Source organism: Amycolatopsis minnesotensis (genome assembly GCF_039529815.1).
Lineage (GTDB): Bacteria > Actinomycetota > Actinomycetes > Mycobacteriales > Pseudonocardiaceae > Amycolatopsis > Amycolatopsis minnesotensis.
The window spans coordinates 44,553-63,892 of record NZ_BAAANN010000045.1 but is presented as its reverse complement, the minus strand read 5'-3'; the positions used below and the strand labels follow the sequence as shown (position 1 = coordinate 63,892).

Below are 19,340 nucleotides of genomic sequence, written 5' to 3'. Positions count from 1 at the left end.
TGCAGATGTCGCAATCCACACCGAACCCGGAGGCCCTCCTCACACCAAGATCATCCGATCACGTGTCGCCCCGTACCCAACCTCCATGGTCAATACAGCTAGGCGCGGCGCCCCGGGACGGGCAACCTCGCCGTCTCCGCGGCGTCTCCCGGATATGACATCGATGATCTTGCGCTCCTCGGCGACGGCGGCGGTGGCGGCCCTCGTGGTGACGGTGGCCGCTGTCCCGGCGACCGCGGCAGGCGAGGTGGTGACCGAGGTGAGCGCGGCGGACCGGGCCGCGGCGCTTTCCCACTGGACCCCGGAGCGGATCGCGCAGCTCGGCGCGGACGACCGGCTGGCGCCGGCCGAGACGACCGCCAAGAAATGGGACGGCCAGGTGCCTTCCGGTGTCGGGCGGCTGTTCGTCACCTTCGAGCCGGGCGGTGACATGTCCTGCACCGCGACCGTGGTGCCCAGCCCCGGCAAGGACGTGGCGCTGACCGCGGGGCACTGCCTCAACGGCGGTTTCACCCGCGAGGACGACCGGGTCAAGACCAGCAACGCCGTGTTCGTTCCCGGCTACGCCGACGGGAAGCAGCCGCACGGGATGTTCCCGGTGCGCGCGTTCGCCTGGTCCGCCCAGTACGACGGACCGTCCAGCTCCGGCAGCGACGACGCGGTGATCGCGCTGGACCCGGTCGAGGGGCACCACGTCGAGGACGTGGCCGGTTCGCAGCGCATCTCGTTCGACCCGCTGCCGTCTACTGTGGACACGACCATACTCGGCTACCCGGTGTCCCGGCTCGCCCGCGGCGAATCGCTCGTGTCCTGCGCGCTGCCCGCGACCTACCAAACCAACTCGGCCTACTCGTACTGGCAGACGAACTGCGACATGGCAGGCGGCGCGAGCGGCGGGCCGTGGTTGCGGGACTTCGATCCCGCAACCGGCGACGGAACCCTGTTCTCCGTGACCAGCAAGGGCACGATGCGCGAGGACGGCACCACCGCGGACCTCAGCGGTGCGGCGTTCACCGACGACGTGCGAGCACTGTACGAGCGCTCCGCGACGCTCTGACCGTCCACAACGGACTCAGTCGGGCGGCGGCCAGTCCAGCTCGGCCCACACGGTCTTCCCGTGCTGGTCGACGCGCTGGCCCCACCGCCTGCTCACCGCGGCGACCACCGCGAGCGCGCTGCCGCCGCCCTCCGGTGACGGCGGCGCCACCGGGTCGGGATCGCCGTCACCGATCTCGACCAGTACGCCCGAATCGCTCAGGTCCAGCGCGATCTCGAAGGGCGGTTCCCCGTGGCGCAGCGCGCTGGTCGCCAGCTCGTCCGCCACGAGCACCACGTCGTTGAGCAGTCCGGCGGCCACGCCGGGGAAGGCGCCGGACACCACCTCCCTGACCCACCAGCGGATGCCTGCCAGTTCACCGAGGTCGGCCGCGAACGACCGGCGGCTGACCAGCCCGGTGGTCGCGGTTTTGCCGGAGCCGTCGTGTTCGGCACCTGCCACGTGTGCCCCCCGTCCCGATTCGAGCCTGCTTCGTGAACCAGCTACCCCGCATCACGGCCGCCCAACCACGGCACCCCAGTGTGCGCACAACGAATGGTCCCGCGCAGCCTGTTGGTGAATTTCATGGTTTCGCCCAGCGGTCACGTCACCCGAGTGCCGCCACGATCGGCGCACCGGTCTCCCGCTTGGCGAGGTAGCTGGTCGCGTCATGCGGCCTGGCACCGTTGTCGACGGTGCGCTCGCTGTGCAGCACGCCGTCCGCGCCGGGGAACCACGCGGTCAGGTCGGGCCGGGCCGCCACCAGGTCGTCCACGTCGGCCAGGTTCACCCAGCGGCGCACCGCCGGCGGCACGCGCGGCGGCTGCGGCCGGGTCCGTTCGTAGACCACCGTGCGCAGCCCGAGCGGCGAGCCCAGCGTGACCAGCAGCGGGAGCGGGCGATCGAGCCGGTGCGCGGCCTCGTAGGCGACCACCGAGCCGAGCGAATGCCCGATCAGCACCTCGGTGTCCGCGCCGACGTGCTCGGCGACGCGCTGTTGCACGGTTTCGCGCACGGTCTCGTCCGTCAGATAGGCACTGACCTGGCGCAGCGCCTTCACCAGGAACCGTTCGGCGAAGCCAGCCCCGAACCGCGCGAACGGCCGCAGCCGCGCGAGCGCGTTGAGCACGGGCCTCGCCGCCGCCCGCGCGCCCTGCCTCTCCCCTGGCTGTCCCGCGAGCGCGGCCAGTTCCGACGCCGCCCGGCGCCGATCGGACTCCCGTGACGACTCGGCGCCGCGGGTGAGCCACTCGAGTGCCAGCGCCTCCGCCAGTTCGGCTTCGGCTCCGCTCAGCTCGTCGTCCCCGCCCTGCTGACCGGAGCGCAGGAACACGTCGCCGTAGAACGCCATGCGCGTTTCGAGGTCCCCGGGGAGGTTCGCGCGCCACAACCGGTCCGCGAGCGCGGCACCGCCCGCGAGCCGCACGCCCCCCGCGACGCTCGGCAGCCATTCCGCTTCGAGCGCGTCCGCCGAGCGCTGTTCCTGTGCTATTCCGTGCACCAAGACGATCCGGGCCACAGCACACAGTATCGTCGGCACCGGAAAGGGGGCGCATGGGAGAGCGCAGGGCACTGGTCATCGCGTCGCAGTGCGACTCGCTGAACCTGCTGTCGTTCCTGCCCGATGCGGCGAAGGACGTCTCGGAGGCACTGCTCGACCCCGAGGTCGGCGCCTGCGTGCCCGCGCTCGCCGACGGACGCGGGCTGCTCGTCGACCCGACCATGGTGCAGCTCGACGACGCCGTCACCGAGGCGTTCGAGCGCGCGTCCGAGGACGAGGCGACGCTGTTCATCGCGCTCGTCGGCCACGGTGAGTACGACGACGAGGACTTCTACTTCCTCACCAAGGACGCAACCCTGCCCGCCGACAGCCGCCGGTCGTTCCTGTTCGCCCAACGCGTGCGGGAACTGCTTTCGCGGCACTCGATGCTCGACGGGCTGGTGATCCTGCTCGACACCTGTCACGCCGGGATCGCGGCACGCCAGGCGGGCGCGCGCTGGCTCCGGATCGTCGGCGAGGCCGGCAGGCGGTTCGAGGTGCTCACCGCGTCGGACGACCGGACCGCGGCGGACGGCTGCTTCAGCCGCTCGATCGCGAAGGAGCTGCGCGGCGGGCGCGCCGAACTCGGCGGCCACCTGCGCTGCCCCGATCTGAAACGGCTGGTCAACGGCGCGTGCCGGACCCAGCGCGCGATCCATCTCGCCTTCGACGGCGTGCAGGAAACCGATGAGGGCGACCAGGGCCTCTGGCTGGCGAGGAACCGGTCACCGGTATGGCGGGGCACGACCGCGGCGGCGGGTAACGCCACCGCGGAGATCGAACGCCTGACCCGCGGCTACCAGCCGACGCCCGCGCTGGGCGAGGTCGTCGCCGCGCTGCTGACCGGAAACTCGCTGGTGTCGGTGACCGGCGAGGCGGGCTCCGGCAAGTCGACGCTGATCGCGGCGCTGACCCGCCCCTCGGTCGCCGAGGGCGAGATCCCGCCGAAGCTGTTGCACGCGGCCGTGTTCCTCGACGCGGGAAGCACGGTCGAGTCGGTGTCGGCGGAGCTGGCGGCACAGCTGAGCCGCACGGTTCCGGGGTTCGCCGAAGCGGCGGCCCGCCTCGCCGCGCTCGGCGAAGAAGCCCGCACCCACGCGGGAGCGCTCGAACTGGGCGTGCTCGGCCCCTTGGCGGGTAAGAAGATCCGTGTCGCGTTCGATGACGTCCACGTGGTCGGCGCGGTCAACCGAGCCGGCGTCCGCGCCATGCTGGACGACCTCGTCGCGGCGGGAGCCCAGGTCGTGGTCACCGCGAACGAGGTCGCCGGGGGCACGGCCGTGGTCCGCCTCGGCGAGCCGAACCAGGTGATCTTCGGCGACCTTGGCGTCGAACCGATCCCCTCCCCTCCGCCCGCGATGTCCGCGAATGAGGAGGACGAGGCCGACATCGACTGGATGGGTGAGGAGCAGGAGCGGCGGGTGACCACGTACCGGGGAACCCGCGAGGGCGACCAGGTCATCAGGTCGGTGCTCGCCACGGCGCGCGGGAAGCTGCCGCTGGGCCTGCTGACAGCGGCGAGCCAGAGACTCGATGGACCGTCCTCGGTGCCGGCGGTCAGGGACGCGCTGGCCAGGCTGGGGCCCGGCACGGTCGGCAGGGAGAACCCCGGCACGGCGGCCGAACACGCCTGGATCCGCAGACCGTGGCTGGTTCAGCTCGGCGAACACGACCTGCTCGCGAGGCTGATCGAGGAACTGGCACCCGTTGGCGGCGATCCCAGCAGCCCCGAACAGGTCTACGCGATGGCGAACGAGGCCGAGCACCTGTGGGCGGCGCGACGATTCGAGGACGCGATCACCAGTCTCGAAACGCGGCAATCCACGATCCCGGTGGAAAACCGCGAACGCTGGAAGCACTGGGCGGCCCGCGTGGCGGACGAACGCGGGCCCACCGACCCGCTGACACTGCGCTGCCGGGCACGGCTGGCGACCTGGACCGGAAAAGCGGGCGATTTCACCGCGGCGTTGGACAGCTTCCAGGAGCTGTACCCGCTCGCCGAGCGGGAACTCGGACCGGACAACCGCGAAATCCTCAGCATTCGCAACAACATCTGGTACCTAACGATGGAACTCGGCGGCCACCGGGAAGCGCGCCGGGGCTTCGAAGCACTGGTCACCGACGCGACCCGCGCGCTCGGCGCGAACGACCCGGAAACCTTCCACGCTCGGCACATGCTCGCCGTCGCGGTCGGCAAATGCGGTGACCACGGGAAGTCCGTGGACATCGCCGCAGCCGCACGGTCGGACGCCGAACGCGTGCTCGGCGCGGACCACGAGATGGTCCGGAAGCTCCGGCACCACCTCGTGTTCGAGGGCGTCGAAATCAGCACCCCCCCCCCGTCCATTTTGGACGAATGTCGCCGACTCCTCGACGACGAGAGGAGGATGCTGAGTGACGACCATCCCGACGTCCTCGCCGTCGCGCACACCCTCGCGCTCATCCGCGCCAAGTCCGGGGACCGCGCCACCGCGCTGGCCGAGTGGCGAGACCTGCTCCCAGTCTCACTCCGCGTCCTCGGTGAACGGCACGAGCAAACCGCAAAGATCAAGGAACAGCTCGAGTTCTGGGGCGCACGGGAGTGACTTGTGACGCGGGTGGCGCTGCTGACCTATCGCGGCAACCCGCGCTCCGGCGGGCAAGGCGTGTACGTGCGGCACCTGAGCAGGGAGCTGGTCGCGCTCGGACACCGCGTCGAAGTGTTCTCCGGACCGCCCTACCCCGAACTCGACCCCGGTGTCGCCCTGACGACGGTACCGGGTCTCGATCTGTTCGCCGAGCCGAACCCCTTCCGCACACCAGGAATCCGCGAGCTGCGCCGGGCGGCGGACTGGGTGGAATTCGCCGGGATGCGCACGGGCGGGTTCCCGGAGCCGCTCGCGTTCTCCCTTCGCGTCGCACCGATCCTGCGACGGCGCCGGGCCGAGTTCGACCTGGTGCACGACAACCAGGGCCTCGGCTACGGGCTGCTGGCCACCGGGCTGCCGACGGTGGCGACGGTGCACCACCCGATCGCCGTCGATCGCGAGCTGAAGCTCGCCCACACCCCGCTCCACGAACGGCCGAGCGTGCTGAAGTGGTACCGGTTCGTCACCATGCAGCACCGGGTGGCACGTCGAATACCCCTGCTGCTCACCGTTTCCGGTGCTTCGCGGGACGAGATCGCGACGAGGATGGCGGTGCCGCGCGATCGGATCCGCGTCGTCCCGATCAGCGCCGACACCCGAGTGTTCCGGCCGGGGAGCACGCCGAGGGTGCCGGGCCGGATCGTCACGGTCGCAAGCGCGGACGAGCCCTTGAAGGGGCTGGCGCAGCTGCTCGACGCGATGCCCGCCATCCGAGCGGAGTGCTCGGCGAAGCTGATCGTGGTCGGGAAACCGAAGGAGGCGACGGCGCGGAGACTGGCGGACCTCGGCGACGTGGTGGAGTTCCGTTCCGGCCTGTCCGACATGGGATTGGCAGAACTCCTGTCCTCGGCCGAAATCGTGTGCGTGCCTTCGGTCTTCGAAGGGTTCTCGCTGCCCGCGGCGGAGGCGATGGCGTGCGGGACGCCGGTGGTCGCGACTTCTGGTGGCGCACTGCCCGAGGTCGTCGGCGACGCCGCCGAACTGGTGCCGCCCGCCAACCCCGCGGCGCTGGCCGTCGCGCTGTGCAACCTGCTGCGGGATCCGGCACGCCGGGCGGAACTGAGCGAAGCCGGTATCCGCAGGACGGCGGAATTCAGCTGGCGGCGCACCGCGGCCGCTACCGTACACCAGTACCATCACCTTCTCGGCACGGAAGCCGGAACCCCAGTACCCTCAGGAGAACGCTGACGTGCTGACCGTCGACTTCGGACAGTTCCCGGTCTCGGCAGGCAACCGGTTGCTCGACCTCGGGTGCGGTGACGGCAGACACGCCTTCGCCGCGTACAAGGCGGGCTCGGACGTGGTCGCGGCCGATCTCGACGATGCGGCTGTCAAGCACGTCAAGGACTTCTTCCTCGCCATCGCCGAAGCGGGCGAGGCACCGGACGCCGCCTCGGCGCTCGCGATCCGCACGGACGGCACCGCGCTCCCCTTCCCGGACGGCTCGTTCGACCGGGTGGTCCTCGCCGAGGTGCTCGAGCACATCCCGGACGATCGCGCGGTACTCGCCGAAGCGGTCCGCGTGCTCGAACCGGGCGGGCTGCTCGCGATCACGGTGCCCCGCTGGTGGCCGGAACGGGTGTGCTGGGCGCTGTCGGACGCCTACCACGAGGTCGAAGGCGGGCACGTGCGCATCTACCACCGGCGTGCGCTGCTGGGCCTGGTCCGTGCCGCCGGGCTGATCCCGGTCGCGACGCATCACGCGCACGCGCTGCATTCGCCGTACTGGTGGTTGCACTGCGCGCTCGGCGAGGAGCACCCGATGGCGCGCAAGTACCACGAATTCCTGTGCTGGGACATCCTGCGCGGGCCGCGCCCGGTGCGGCTCGCGGAACGGGCGCTGGACCCCATGCTGGGCAAGAGCCTGGTCGTCTACGCCCGCAAACCGGCGGGCACGCGGTGAACACGGCCGAGTTCATCGCCACCGTGCAGCAGGCGGACGGGGCGATCCCGTGGGAGCCGGGCAGGCACGTCGACCCGTGGAACCACGGGGAAGCGGCAATGGGCCTGACCGCCGCCGGTCACCACGAAGAGGCATATGCGGCCTACGACTGGCTCGCGCGCACGCAGAACGCCGACGGCTCGTGGTACGCCGAATACCACGACGGCACGGTCGCCGATTCCGCACGGGACCTGAACTTCACGGCCTACATCGCGGTCGGCGCGCACCATTTCGCACTATCCACAAAGGACCGTCGCATCGCAGGGCGCTGGTGGCCAGCGGTCGAAGGCGCGCTCGACTTCGTCACCGGTCACCAGCGCGACGGCGGCGAGTTCCCGTGGCGGATCGGCGCCAAGCGCGCGGCACTGCTCGCAGGAAACTGCAGCATCGCGCACGCACTCGCGAACGGCCTCGCGCTTGCGGACGAGTTGGGGCACGCCAAACCGGACTGGCGGCGTGCACGCGAGCGCGTGCTAGGCGCGATTACCGGCGCGCCGGAGGCATTCGAGCCGAAACCGCACGCGATGGACTGGTACTACCCCGTGCTCTGTGGTGCGCGCGATCGGCTGGCCGACCGGTGGGACGAGTTCGTGGTGCCCGACCTCGGCGTGCGGTGCGAGCACACGCAGCCGTGGGTGACCGGCGGCGAAACCGCTGAGCTGGCACTGGTTCTCGCCGCGCGGGGCGATCGTCGCCGCGCCCGCGCGCTACTCCGCACGCTCGACCGCCTTCGGCACGACGACGGCTCGTACTGGACCGGCTACCAGTTCGAGAACGACGACCTGTGGCCGCTCGAACGCACGACCTGGACCGCGGGCGCGGTGCTGCTCGCGTCGGCCGCGGCCGACGGTGATCCCGCCACGGTAGCCGTGTTCGGCGCGGGCGAGCGCCACTCGCGTGTCAGCCCGGCCGCTCTTTGAGCACCAACCGGGCCCGTCTCAGTTCTGGTATACGAATATCGCCTCGGCCGTGCCGTCCTGTTCGGACGGAGCGGCAGTGGTCAGGCGGGTGGCAGCACGAGCAGGTCCAGCAGCCGGTCGGCCTCGGCCGCCGCGGACCGGGTGAACCCGGGGTGCACCGGCCCCGCCCTGACCACCGTGCTGCGCGGCGCGGTGAGCCAGCGGAACCGCCGTCCGATCTCCTCGGCCGCGGCGGGGCCCGCATCCGGGTTACCCGCGCAGATCCCGGCCATCAGCTTCAGTGAGGTCTCGATCGCGTCGAGATCGGCGCCGGGGTCCAGTGCGCGCACGCGTGCGTGATCGAGGTGCACGCGCGCGACGAGCGAGCGAAGCGGGCGGCAGTAGACGAGCACTCCGGCGTTGACCAGCTCACCGCGCTCCGGCCTCGGCATGACCTGCAAGAGCGCGTACTCGTAGCGCTGCGGCTCCTGCGTCACGACGCGCTCCCTCCTTCGGCGAGCCACGACGGCAGCGCGCGCTTCGCGGGCGTCCGCTCGTGATGGGGCACGGCCGTGCGCACCGACTCCCGCAGTGGCGGGAGCCATTGTGGCCGGGCGTCGAGCCTCGCGCCGAGCCGGCTGACGTAGGCGGCGCGCAGTTCGTCGGCGGAGGCAAACCCGGGCTCATCCTCCAGCCACTCGTCCGGCACGGCGGCGAGCACATCCCGCAGGAGACCTTCGTGCACCACAGCCGAAAGCTCGGCGTCCGCGGAGTCCAGTTCGGACACTTCAGCCACGGCGGGGAGCAGCACGTGCTCGTTGGCCGCGTACGGGCGCGCGGCGCCCGCGTCCGCGGACGGCCAGTTGTGGTGGAACGTCAGCGCGGCGCCGTGGTCGATGAGGTAGGCGTTTCCGTGCCACCACAACATGTTCGGGTTGCGCCACGACCGGTCGACGTTCTGCGTGAACGCGTCGAACCAGAGCAGGCGCGCGGCGAAACCGCTGTCGGCCGGGAACGCGCGCGGGTCGTAGTCGAGCGAGCCGGGCAGATAGTCGACCCCGAGGTTCAGCCCACCGCTGGCCCGCAGCAGCTCCTGGATCTCGGGATCCGGCTCGGCGGCGGCGAGCGCGACGTCCAGCCCGGCGGTGACCAGCCTCGGCACCGCGAACCCCATGGCCCGTGCCAGCTCGGCGCAGACGACCTCCGCCACGAGCACCTTCCTGCCCTGGCCCGCGCCGTGGAACTTGACCACGTAGGTGCCGAGGTCGTCCGCCTCCATGAGGCCGGGCAGGGAGCCGCCTTCGCGGAAGGCGGTGACGTAACGCGTGACCTGGACGTGGTCCAGTACGCGGGGCTCGGGTTCGATGCTCACGGGTTTCAAGATACAGACCTGTATTCGAATATTGATCGGGTTTCACCAGCCGAACAGCTTCTCCATGATCCGGGCGCAGCGCGCCGCCATGTCCCCGGCGGTTTCCTGCGGCTGTTCGATCCACCAGGTGATCAGGGAGTCGACGACCCCGGTCCAGACGAACGCGATCGCCTCGATGTCCTTGCGCGCGGTCAGCCCCCGCGAATGCATCAGCTCGGTCGCGCCGATCTCGGCGAACGCGTCCAGCCGGGAGCGGTAGTCCTCGGCCGCGGCGCCGATCTCACCCGTCTTCGGCAGCGTCTCGTCGCGAAGGAGCTTCCAGGCGTACCGGTCCTGGTCGAAGGCGGTGAAGATGGCGCCGAGCACCGCGAGCGGCATCCGCTCCGGCGCGCCGCCCCGCGCCATCGCCTCGGCGACGGCCTCGGTCAGCTTGTCCCCCGACCGGTGCAGGCAGGCGAGGTACAGCCCGTCCTTCGAGCCGAAGTACTGGTACAGCAAGGGTTTCGTGACACCGACCTGGCGGGCGATCTCGACCATGGACGCGCCGGAGTACCCAGCGCGCCCGAACTCCCTGGTACCGGCGCCGATGATCTGCGCCTCGCGTTCTTCGCGCGGGACACCCTTCGTCCCGGCGACCCTTGCTTCCGTCACCCCGCTTATCTTACCCTCAGGTAAATGACCCTGCGGTAAGTTACCTGAAAGTCAGATAGGTGGGTGCGTGATGTCCGGTTTCCTCGACCACCTCCGCGATCCGGTGCTGCTGGCCACGCCGGTGTTCCTGCTGTTCATCGCCATCGAGGTGCTCGCGGTGCACGTGCTGGGCCATGACGACGCCGTCGTGGGCTACAGCGCGAAGGACACCAGGACGAGCATCGCGATGGGCGCGGGCGCACTCGTGGTGAACGCGCTGTTCCGCCTGGTGATGCTGGTGGTGTTCGCCGCGTTGTACGAGATCGCGCCGGTGCGGTGGGACCCGCGCGACTGGTGGACGTGGGTGCTCATGCTGCTCGGGCAGGAGGTGGTGTTCTACGCCTACCACCGGGCCAGCCACCGCGTCCGGCTGCTGTGGGCAGGCCACCAGGTGCACCATTCGAGCGAGCACTACAACTTCTCGACCGCGCTGCGGCAGAAGTGGACCCCGTACTTCCAGCTCCCGTTCTGGTCGGTGCTCGCGTTCGCCGGCCTCCCGCCGTGGATGATCCTGACCGGTCTCTCGATCGACCTCGTGTACCAGTTCTTCGTGCACACCGAGAAGATCGGGAAGCTGCCGCGCTGGTTCGAGTTCGTGTTCAACACCCCGTCGCACCACCGGGTGCACCACGGCAGCGACGCGGACTACCTCGACGCGAACTACGGCGGGATCCTGATCATCTGGGACCGGATGTTCTCCAGCTTCGTACCGGAGACGCACCGCCCGACCTACGGGCTCACCAAGAACATCGGCACCTACAACCTGGTGAAGGTCGGCTTCCACGAGTACGGCTCGATCCTGCGCGACCTGCGGTCCGCGACGCGCTGGCGCGACCGGATCGGGTACGTGCTCGGCCCGCCCGGGTGGCAGCCCGCCCAGAAGCTGGCCGGTGCGGGAGCGGCCTGACCCGCGCGCGATGATCACGTCATGCACGCACTTGTCCACCGCGGTGACGCGTGGGTCCGCACGGAGGCCGCCGACCCCGTGCCAGGACCGGCCGACGTAGTGGTGTCGGTGGCCGCCGCCGGGCTCAACCGGGCGGATCTGCTGATGCGCAGCGGAAACTACGTCCCCACCGGCGCGGACTGGGCCGTGCCGCTCGACCGCGTCGGCTTCGAGATGGCCGGTCGCGTCGTGGCGGTCGGCGCGGACGTCACCGGCGTCCGCGAGGGAGACCGGGTGCTGGCCCAGACCGGCGGCGCCTGCGCCGAACTCGTCGCCGTGGACCACCGCCTGGTGCTCGGGGTTCCCGACGGCATGGACTGGACCGCCGCCGCGGCGCTGCCCAGCGCGCTGCTCACCGAGTTCGACGCGCTGGCCCCGGCCGCCGAACTCCGCGGCGGCGAGCGCGTGGTCATCACGGGCGCGTCGAGCGGGGTCGGGCTCGTCGGGGTGCAGCTCGCCCGCGCGCTCGGCGCCGCCTCGGTGGTCGCGACCACGAGATCGACGGCGAAGTTGCCGCTGCTGCGCGAACTCGGCGCCGACACGGCCACCCTGTCCCTTGTGGACGCGGTGGAACCCGGCACCGTCGATGTCGCGCTCGACCACCTCGGCGGGACGGCGCTGGCGGACCTGGTGTCGTTGGCCGCCCCCGGCGCTCGGATCGTCCAAATAGGACGGCTGGCGGGCGGGCGCAGCACCATCGACCTCGAAGCGCTCGCCGCGCACCGCGTCCGGCTGATCGGCACCACGTTCCGCGGCAGGTCCGCGCCGGAACTGCACGCACTGGTGGCGCGAGTGCGGGCACTCCTCCCCGAACTGGTCGAACGGCACGGCGTGCACGCGGTCGTGGACTCGGTCTTCGACATCGCCGACGCCGAGCAGGCGGCGGCCCGCCTCGACGCGCCCGGCGTCACGGGGAAGGTCGTCCTCATCGTGATGGCTTCGCTCGCGTAGCCGCGGCGCTGGTGGCCGCGCCGACCCCCGTAGGCGAACCGGCCCGCCTGCGGGTCGGCGTCCGTTGTGGACAGTGAACCGACCGGGACGCCCTCGGCGAGCGACTCGACCACGAGGGGAACTCGCCGGAACCGGTCCGGTCGGTCAGGAGCAGGCCCCCCCCGTCCTCCCCCGCGCCGTGCGCACGACGGAACGAGCCCGCCGTGGCGTTCGAGCCGGTCACGCTCGCTTCGCGCGGCCCAACAAGCGGGAAAGCCGTTTCGTCGCGGGTGTCAGCTCTTCGATCCTCAGCAGGTAGAGCACGCCGAACGCGACGCCCAACCCGGTCGCGCTTTGCACGGCCACCTCGACCGCGGCCATGATCCGCCCGCCGGAATCGGGGAGGAGCAACCCGGCGAGCACGGCCACCAGCACCCCCAGCGCGCTGGCCGCGACCGACCACAGGATGACCCCGAGCGCCCGCCTGCTGCGCAGGTGTCCCAGGCTCACCCAGAGCCAGACCTGGCCGACGATCGCGCCGATGACGAAGGTCAGCGAGTTGATCAGCATCACCCCGAGCACCACCTGGCGGCCCTCGAGCAGCTGCGGGCACAGGTACAGCAGCGGCACCTTCACCACGGTCATCACGACCATGATCAGGGTCGGCGTCCGCGCGTCCTTCATCGCGTAGAAGACCCGGAGCTGGAGCATGACCAGCGCGTAGGGCAGCAGGCCGAACGCGGACACGGCGAGCGCCTGCCCGAGCCGGGCGGCGTCCTCGGCGGAGTTCGCCCCGCCGTGGAACAGCGCGATGCCCAGCGGCACCCCGATCACCGTGAGCACGGCGGCGATCGGGACCAGCAGCACCGTCGCGATCCGCGAACCGTAGGACAGGTCCGCGACCACCTTGCGGGTGTCGCCGTCGGCGGCGTTGCGGCTCAGCCTCGGCATGATCGCGGTCAGCAGTGACACGCCGATCACGCCGTAGGGCAACTGGAACAGCAGCCAGGCGTTGGAGTAGATCGCCACCCCGCCGGGGTCACCGGTGGCGAGCACGCGGGTCGTGACCGTGATGGCGATATTGCTGACCACGACGTAGGCGAGTACCCACAACGCCAGCCCGCCGAACTCCTTCATCCTGGCGTCGAGACCCCAGCGCCACCGGAACCGGAACCCCGAGCGCACCACCGCGGGCACCAGCACCCCGGCCTGCACCGCGATACCCGCGGTCACGCCGATGCCGAGCACCAGCAGTTTCGGCTCCCCCATGCGCACCGGGTCGAGGCTGATCTGCCCCGGCATCGCCATGAACACCGCGAGCGTCGCGATGACCACCACGTTGTTCGCTACCGGCGCCCAGGCGGCCTGGCGGAAGAGGTTGCTCGCGTTGAGGACCGCCGACAGCAGCGCGAACACGCCGTAGAAGAAGATCTCCGGCAGCACCAGCCGCGCGAACGCGGTGGTCAGCTCGGCGCTGGCACGGCTGCCTTCGGGGATGTACAGCGAGGTGAACGCGGGCGCGGCGAGCACCGCGACGACCGTTCCACCCAGCAGGACCACCAGCCCGACCGTCAGCATCCGCTGCGTGTAGGCCGCACCGCGGTCGGCGTCGTCCTGCGCGCGCACCAGCAACGGCACCACGACGCTGGTCAGCACTCCGCCGAAGAGCAGTTCGAACAGGATGTTCGGCATCGTGTTGGCGATGGTGAACGAGTCGTTCACCGTCCCGGTGCCGATCGCCCACACCAGCATGACCTTCCAGAGGAACCCGGTGATCCGGCTGGCCAGCGACGCGATCGCCATCGTGGCGCTGGACCTCGCCAGCGACGGCGCGGCCGGTGCCTCGGGTGCCGGAGCGGGAGTCGCGGGCGGCGGCACCCTCGGCAACATCCGGGTGGCGAGGCTCTCGTAGGGCCGTAGCGCGTCCGGATCCGCCACGGGCCACACCGGATCGGCGGGCACCCCGCCGACGCGCGGGAGGAACACCGTCGCGTCCGGATCGTCGGGCCGCAACGGCGGCGCACCGAACGGCATCGCGTCCAGCCCGGTTTCGCGAGGCCAGTGCGGTACCGGGGCAACGGGCAGGGTGGGGTACTCAGCCGGTTCCGGCTCTCGATCCGACAAGCGTGTCCCGTCCTCGGCGCCGACTCGACCACCCATCGTAGTCAGGCCGCCCTACCCCGGCGCACGGGCAAGCAGCTCCCCACCCCGCCAAGCCGCCCACAAACCTCGTAGGGGCTGCTGTTCCAGCTTTTCCTAAGCGGCCCAGCCGTTTGAGTGGGCCGTCAGCTCACACCGCCACGCGAGCCGACCACTGTCAAACAGCCCTAGGCGTCTTCTTCTTCGAGCATTTCCGGGGTGACTGCCGACTCGGTGTCGGGGATGTTCTGCTCCTTGGCCTTCTTGTCGGCCATCGCGAGCAGGCGGCGGATCCGGCCCGCGACCGCGTCCTTCGTCATCGGCGGGTCGGCGAGCTGGCCCAGTTCCTCCAGTGACGCCTGCCGGTTCGACAGCCGCAGCTTGCCCGCCATCAGGAGGTGATCCGGCGCGGAGTCGCCGAGGATGTCCATCGCCCGTTCGACGCGGGCGGCCGCGGCGACGGCGGCGCGGGCCGAGCGGCGCAGGTTCGCGTCGTCGAAGTTCGCCAGCCGGTTCGCGGTCGCGCGCACCTCGCGGCGCATGCGGCGCTCTTCCCAGTTCAGCACGCTCTTGTGCGCGCCGAGCCTGGTGAGCAGTGCGCCGATCGCGTCACCGTCGCGCACCACCACCCGGTCCGCGCCGCGCACCTCGCGCGACTTCGCCTGGATGCCGATCCGGCGCGCGGCGCCGACGAGCGCGAGCGCGGCCTCGGGACCGGGGCAGGTCACCTCCAGCGACGACGAGCGGCCCGGCTCGGTCAGCGACCCGTGCGCGAGGAAAGCGCCTCGCCACGCCGCTTCCGCGTCGGCGATCCCGCCCGACACGACCGCGGCGGGCAGCCCGCGCACCGGTCGGCCGCGCTGGTCGATGAGCCCGGTCTGGCGCGCGAGGCCCTCGCCGTCCTTCACCACGCGCACCACGTAGCGGGTGCCCTTGCGCAGCCCGCTCGACGACAGCACGTGCACGTCCGAATGGTGGCCGTAGAGGTCGTGGATCTCCTTGCGCAGGCGCCGCGCGACCGAGCCGGTGTCCAGCTCGGCCTCCACCACCACGCGGCCACCGACGATGTGCAGTCCGCCCGCGAAGCGGAGCATCGAGGCCACCTCGGCCCGACGCGGGCCGATCTTGGTGATCTCCAGACGGCTCAGCTCGTCCTTCACCTCGGCGGTCATCGCCATACGCCGCTCCTCACCCTCTCCCACCGTTCGACCGGGCGCGCCCCTGCGCGCGCCGTGGCCGTGGCATCGCTAGTCAAAGCTCGTTGAATGTCCTTATCGCAGGCCCGAAGACCCGCGAAGCCACCCGAGGCGGCTCCATATGCTCCCCCGGCGAGCTTAAGGCCGTGACTCCGGGCCCCGGTCACCGCGCTCGCCGAGACCGAGAGCCTCTCGCACACAGCGCGCGAGCGCATCCGGATCGTGCTGGCCCGGCGCGGCCGGATTCCCCACGTCGGCGAGGTGCGCGCGGGCGCCCAGCGCGGCGGCCGCGTCCCGCAGCCGCGCCGGGACCGGCACCGATTCCCGATCCGCGATCACCGCGTCGACCTTCAGCTCGGGTGCGTGCTGGAGCAGGACGTCGAGATGGCGCTCCGGCGAGAACCCCGCGGTCTCCCCCGGTTGAGGGACGAGATTGAGGATCACGATCTTCGTGGCCTCGGTGCGCACGAGCGCGTCGTGCAGCTCCGGCACCAGCAGGTGCGGCAGCACACTGGTGAACCACGAGCCCGGCCCGAGGAACACCACTTCGGCGCCGAGCACCGCGTCGACGGCTTCCGCGCAGGCACGCGGCGGTTCGGTGGAGTGCCGCGCGGTGTCCACGGTGATGCGGCGGACCTGTCCCGGGGTGGAGGCCACCGCGACCTGGCCGCGGATCCGGCGGACCGCGCCGGTGGCGAGATCGCCGTCGAGACCGGTCACCTCGGCCACGATTTCCAGCGGTTCGGGTGACATCGGCAGCACGCGGCCGGAGACGCCGAGCAGCTTGCGCGCCTCGTCGAGCGCGGCGACCGGATCGCCGAGCACCTCGAACAGACCGGCCAGCAGCAGGTTGCCCACCGCGTGCCCGGCGAGCGCGCCCTCACCGCCGAACCGGTGCTGGAACACCTCGGCCCAGAAGGTGCCGTCGTCCTCGGCCGCGGCGAGCGCGGCGAGCGCCTGCCGGAGGTCGCCGGGCGGCAGCAGGCCCAGTTCGCGGCGCAACCGGCCGGAAGAGCCGCCGTCGTCGGCCACGGTGACCACCGCGGTCACCTCGTCGGTCAGGCGGCGCAACGCGGTGAGCGTCGCGTGCAGTCCGTGGCCGCCGCCGAGCGCGACCGCGCGCACGTTACTCGCGGCCAAGGTCGCGGTGCACCACCTTCACGGCCATTCCGTCCTCATCGGACAGTCGGGTGGCGAGTTCCTCGGAGATCGCGACGCTGCGGTGCTTCCCGCCGGTGCACCCGACCGCGAGCGTGAGGTAGCGCTTGCCCTCGCGCTTGTAGCCTGCGCCGATGAGCCCCAGCAGCTGGTGGTAGCGGTCGAGGAACTCCTCGGCGCCTTCCTGGGAAAGCACGTAGTTCCGGACCTCGCCGTCGAGGCCCGTGTGGTCGCGCAGTTCGGGGATCCAGAACGGGTTCGGCAGGAACCGGACGTCCATCACGAGATCGGCGTCCATCGGCAGGCCGTACTTGTAGCCGAAGGACAGCACGGTGACGCGGGTCTGCGTGCTCGCCTCGGAACCGAACGCGTCCTCGATCTTGGCGCGCAGGTCGTGCACCGACAGCGACGAGGTCTCCAGCACGAGGTCGGCTTCCTCGCGCAACGGCGCGAGCAGCGCGCGCTCGGCGGTGATGCCGTCGGCGAGCCTGCCGTCGCCCTGCATCGGGTGCCCGCGGCGCACTGCCTCGAACCGGCGCACCAGCACCGCGTCCGTCGCCTCGAGGAACAGCACCCTCGGCTTGTAGCCGCGTGCGTCGAGGTCCTTGATGACCGAGGCGAGGTCGTCGGTGAACGCGCGCGACCGCACGTCCATCACCACGGCCACCTTGGTGATCACGCCCCTCGCCTGCGCGCCGAGCTCGACCATGGTGGCGATCAGCTCCGGCGGCAGGTTGTCCACGACGAACCAGCCGAGGTCCTCGAGGCATTTCGCCGCGGTGCTCCGGCCGGCGCCGGAAAGCCCGCTGACGACCGCGACCTCCATCCCTGCGCGCCCCTCGCCGCTGTTTCCGCTGTCGCTCGTCACGAGCCCTTCTCCCCTCCGTGGCCGGCTTCCGCCGAACCGTTCGTCGAACCGGCCAGCGCGGCGTGCACCACTTCCGCGGTGCGCCTGCCGAAGCCCTGCACTCCGGCGATCTCGTCCACGCTCGCCTGCTTGAGTTTCTTCACCGAGCCGAAATGCTTGATGAGCGCCGTCTTCCTCGCCTGGCCGAGGCCGGGCACGCCGTCGAGCGCCGAGGACTGTACGCGTTTGGACCGCTTTTCGCGGTGGTACCGGATGGCGAACCGGTGCGCCTCGTCGCGCACGCGCTGGAGCAGGTAGAGCCCGTCGGAGGTGCGGGGCAGGATCACCGGGTCCGGATCGGCAGGCAGCCACACCTCTTCCAGCCGCTTCGCGAGCCCCACCACGGCGACGTCGGTGATGCCCAGCTCGGCGAGCACGTCCGCGGCCGCGGTGGCCTGCGGCCCCGCGCCGTCGACCACCAGCAGGTTCGGCGGGTAGGCGAACCTGCGCGGCCTGCCGGTCTCCGGGTCGATCCCGGGGGTGGACGTGTCCGGCTCCGCGTTCTCGGTGCCCTCGGTTTCCTTGAGGTAGCGGGAAAACCGCCGCCGGACGACCTCCGCGATCGAGGCGACGTCCCCCTCCTCCGCGGCTTCCTTCAGCGCGAAGCGCCGGTACTCCGACTTGCGAGCGAGGCCGTCCTCGAACACCACCAGCGAGGCCACCACGTCACTGCCCTGGATATGGCTGATGTCCACGCATTCGATGCGCAGCGGCGCGGTGTCGAGGCCGAGGTGCTCCTGCAACTCGGACAACGCGGCCGAGCGCGCGGTGAGATCGCCCGCGCGCTTGAGCTTGTGCTGCGCGAAGGCCTCCGCCGCGTTGCGCTGGACGGTCTCGGCGAGCGAGCGCTTGTCGCCGCGCTGGGGCACCCGCAGCTGGACCCGCGACCCGCGCAGGCCCGACAGCCACTCCCCGACCGCCTCGGCATCGGCGGGCAACTCCGGCACGAGCACCTCGCGCGGCACCGGCGAAGCGGGTTCCGCGCCGTCCTGGGCCAGCTCGGCCTGCTCGCCGTAGAACTGGGTGAGGAACTGGTCGACGAGCGCGGGCACGTCCATTTCCTCTGCCTTGTCGACGACCCAGCCGCGCTGCCCCCGCACGCGCCCGCCGCGCACGTGGAAGACCTGCACGGCGGCCTCCAGGTCGTCGTGCGCGAAGGCGACCACGTCCGCGTCCGTGCCGTCGCCGAGCACCACGGCCTGCTTCTCCATCGCCCGCCGCAGCGCGCCGATGTCGTCGCGCAGCCGCGCCGCCTTCTCGAACTCCAACTCCTCGGACGCCTGCGCCATGTCCTTCTCGAGCCTGCGCACCATCGCGTCGGTGCGGCCGGCGAGGAAGTCGCAGAAGTCCTCGACGATCGCGCGGTGTTCCGCCGCACTGACCTTGCCGACGCACGGCGCGGAGCACTTCTCGATGTAGCCGAGCAGGCAGGGCCTGCCGATCTGGCCGTGCCTGCGGAAGACGCCGGTGGAGCACGTGCGCGCCGGGAACACCCGGAGCAGCAGGTCGAGCGTCTCGCGGATCGCCCAGGCGTGCGCGTACGGGCCGAAGTACCGCACGCCCTTCTTGCGCGGGCCGCGGTAGACGTGCAGCCGCGGGAACTCCTCGTGCATCGTCACCGCGAGCACCGGGTACGTCTTGTCGTCGCGGTAGCGGACGTTGAACCGCGGGTCGAACTCCTTGATCCAGTTGTACTCCAGCTGGAGCGCCTCGACCTCGGTGCCGACCACGGTCCACTCGACGCTCGCCGCGGTGGTCACCATCTGCCTCGTCCGCGGGTGCAGGCCGGAGAGGTCGGCGAAGTAGGAGCTCAGCCTGCTGCGCAGGCTCTTCGCCTTGCCGACGTAGATGACCCGCTTCGTGGCGTCGCGGAACTTGTACACGCCGGGTGCGTCCGGGATGCTCCCCGGCGAGGGACGGTAGGTGGACGGATCAGCCACGGGCACAAGCCTATGGCT

The 19,340-nt window shown here is 71.1% G+C and carries 17 protein-coding genes; 7 read left to right on the top strand and 10 right to left on the bottom strand.

All coding sequences use genetic code 11. The features are described 5' to 3' along the window. The first annotated feature begins 154 nt into the window (after positions 1 to 154). Positions 155 to 1,057: a trypsin-like serine peptidase gene (locus ABD256_RS38115; protein WP_344430173.1), complete on the top strand. Its 903-nt coding sequence runs from the start codon at positions 155 to 157 to the stop codon at positions 1,055 to 1,057. 15 nt (positions 1,058 to 1,072) lie between these two features. Here the strand turns inward: ABD256_RS38115 and ABD256_RS38110 are convergent, their stop codons facing one another. Continuing rightward, positions 1,073 to 1,498 carry an ATP-binding protein gene (locus ABD256_RS38110; RefSeq protein WP_344430170.1) on the bottom strand — a complete coding sequence of 142 codons (426 nt, stop codon included), beginning with the start codon at positions 1,496 to 1,498 and terminating at the stop codon, positions 1,073 to 1,075. A 145-nt stretch (positions 1,499 to 1,643) separates the two neighbouring features. Continuing rightward, positions 1,644 to 2,555, bottom strand: coding sequence for an alpha/beta hydrolase family protein (locus ABD256_RS38105; RefSeq protein ID WP_344430168.1), 912 nt, complete (start codon positions 2,553 to 2,555; stop codon positions 1,644 to 1,646). 35 nt (positions 2,556 to 2,590) lie between these two features. Between ABD256_RS38105 and ABD256_RS38100 the strand changes: the two genes are divergently transcribed. The 4 genes from ABD256_RS38100 to ABD256_RS38085 are packed head-to-tail and all read left to right on the top strand — an operon-like array spanning position 2,591 to position 8,065. Further along, the gene (locus ABD256_RS38100) at positions 2,591 to 5,161 is read left to right on the top strand and encodes a tetratricopeptide repeat protein (RefSeq protein ID WP_344430166.1); all 2,571 of its coding nucleotides are present in this window, start codon (positions 2,591 to 2,593) and stop codon (positions 5,159 to 5,161) included. A 3-nt stretch (positions 5,162 to 5,164) separates the two neighbouring features. Then, entirely contained in the window at positions 5,165 to 6,391 is a 1,227-nt protein-coding gene (locus tag ABD256_RS38095) for a glycosyltransferase family 4 protein (RefSeq protein ID WP_344430164.1), read from the top strand. Position 6,392: 1 nt separating this feature from the next. Beyond that, on the top strand, positions 6,393 to 7,106 hold the full coding sequence (locus ABD256_RS38090) for a class I SAM-dependent methyltransferase (RefSeq protein ID WP_344430162.1): 714 nt from the start codon (positions 6,393 to 6,395) through the stop codon (positions 7,104 to 7,106). Further along, positions 7,103 to 8,065 carry a prenyltransferase/squalene oxidase repeat-containing protein gene (locus tag ABD256_RS38085; RefSeq protein WP_344430160.1) on the top strand — a complete coding sequence of 321 codons (963 nt, stop codon included), beginning with the start codon at positions 7,103 to 7,105 and terminating at the stop codon, positions 8,063 to 8,065. The genes ABD256_RS38090 and ABD256_RS38085 overlap by 4 nt, the downstream gene beginning before the upstream one ends. An 80-nt stretch (positions 8,066 to 8,145) precedes the next feature. On the opposite strand, the gene ABD256_RS38080 is transcribed toward ABD256_RS38085, so the two are convergent. The 3 genes from ABD256_RS38080 to ABD256_RS38070 are packed head-to-tail and all read right to left on the bottom strand — an operon-like array spanning position 8,146 to position 10,067. Next, positions 8,146 to 8,541 (bottom strand): DUF3037 domain-containing protein, encoded by a 396-nt coding sequence (locus ABD256_RS38080; RefSeq protein ID WP_344430158.1) that lies wholly within the window; start codon positions 8,539 to 8,541, stop codon positions 8,146 to 8,148. Next, the gene (locus ABD256_RS38075) at positions 8,538 to 9,416 is read right to left on the bottom strand and encodes a HipA family kinase (protein WP_344430156.1); all 879 of its coding nucleotides are present in this window, start codon (positions 9,414 to 9,416) and stop codon (positions 8,538 to 8,540) included. The genes ABD256_RS38080 and ABD256_RS38075 overlap by 4 nt, the downstream gene beginning before the upstream one ends. Before the next feature lie 42 nt (positions 9,417 to 9,458). Beyond that, positions 9,459 to 10,067, bottom strand: a complete 609-nt coding sequence (locus tag ABD256_RS38070; RefSeq protein ID WP_344430154.1) for a TetR/AcrR family transcriptional regulator — start codon at positions 10,065 to 10,067, stop codon at positions 9,459 to 9,461. 70 nt (positions 10,068 to 10,137) lie between these two features. Here ABD256_RS38070 and ABD256_RS38065 point away from each other — a divergent pair, with 70 nt between their 5' ends. Together ABD256_RS38065 and ABD256_RS38060 are read left to right on the top strand one after the other, a co-directional pair. Continuing rightward, positions 10,138 to 11,013: a sterol desaturase family protein gene (locus tag ABD256_RS38065; protein WP_344430153.1), complete on the top strand. Its 876-nt coding sequence runs from the start codon at positions 10,138 to 10,140 to the stop codon at positions 11,011 to 11,013. A gap of 21 nt (positions 11,014 to 11,034) precedes the next feature. Next, the gene (locus ABD256_RS38060; RefSeq protein WP_344430151.1) at positions 11,035 to 12,003 is read left to right on the top strand and encodes a zinc-binding dehydrogenase; all 969 of its coding nucleotides are present in this window, start codon (positions 11,035 to 11,037) and stop codon (positions 12,001 to 12,003) included. 219 nt (positions 12,004 to 12,222) lie between these two features. On the opposite strand, the gene murJ is transcribed toward ABD256_RS38060, so the two are convergent. The 5 genes from murJ to uvrC form a co-directional block, all read right to left on the bottom strand. Continuing rightward, the gene (gene murJ, locus ABD256_RS38055; protein ID WP_344430178.1) at positions 12,223 to 14,016 is read right to left on the bottom strand and encodes a murein biosynthesis integral membrane protein MurJ; all 1,794 of its coding nucleotides are present in this window, start codon (positions 14,014 to 14,016) and stop codon (positions 12,223 to 12,225) included. 293 nt (positions 14,017 to 14,309) lie between these two features. Continuing rightward, positions 14,310 to 15,299, bottom strand: coding sequence for a DNA-binding protein WhiA (whiA, locus tag ABD256_RS38050; protein ID WP_344430150.1), 990 nt, complete (start codon positions 15,297 to 15,299; stop codon positions 14,310 to 14,312). A gap of 156 nt (positions 15,300 to 15,455) precedes the next feature. After that, positions 15,456 to 16,442, bottom strand: coding sequence for a gluconeogenesis factor YvcK family protein (locus ABD256_RS38045; RefSeq protein ID WP_344430176.1), 987 nt, complete (start codon positions 16,440 to 16,442; stop codon positions 15,456 to 15,458). Between the two features lies 1 nt (position 16,443). After that, a complete protein-coding gene (gene rapZ, locus ABD256_RS38040) occupies positions 16,444 to 17,301 on the bottom strand; it encodes an RNase adapter RapZ (RefSeq protein ID WP_215550391.1) in 858 nt (285 codons plus the stop codon). A 38-nt stretch (positions 17,302 to 17,339) separates the two neighbouring features. After that, entirely contained in the window at positions 17,340 to 19,322 is a 1,983-nt protein-coding gene (gene uvrC, locus ABD256_RS38035) for an excinuclease ABC subunit UvrC (protein ID WP_344430148.1), read from the bottom strand. Positions 19,323 to 19,340: the final 18 nt, after the last annotated feature.

Coding starts and splice junctions, on each gene's coding strand:
- ABD256_RS38060 (WP_344430151.1), top strand. CDS start 11,035: ATGCACGCACTTGTCCACCGCGGTGACGCGTGGGTCCGCACGGAGGCC.
- rapZ (WP_215550391.1), bottom strand. CDS start 17,301: ATGGAGGTCGCGGTCGTCAGCGGGCTTTCCGGCGCCGGCCGGAGCACC.
- murJ (WP_344430178.1), bottom strand. CDS start 14,016: ATGCCGTTCGGTGCGCCGCCGTTGCGGCCCGACGATCCGGACGCGACG.
- ABD256_RS38100 (WP_344430166.1), top strand. CDS start 2,591: ATGGGAGAGCGCAGGGCACTGGTCATCGCGTCGCAGTGCGACTCGCTG.
- ABD256_RS38065 (WP_344430153.1), top strand. CDS start 10,138: ATGTCCGGTTTCCTCGACCACCTCCGCGATCCGGTGCTGCTGGCCACG.
- ABD256_RS38115 (WP_344430173.1), top strand. CDS start 155: ATGACATCGATGATCTTGCGCTCCTCGGCGACGGCGGCGGTGGCGGCC.
- whiA (WP_344430150.1), bottom strand. CDS start 15,299: ATGGCGATGACCGCCGAGGTGAAGGACGAGCTGAGCCGTCTGGAGATC.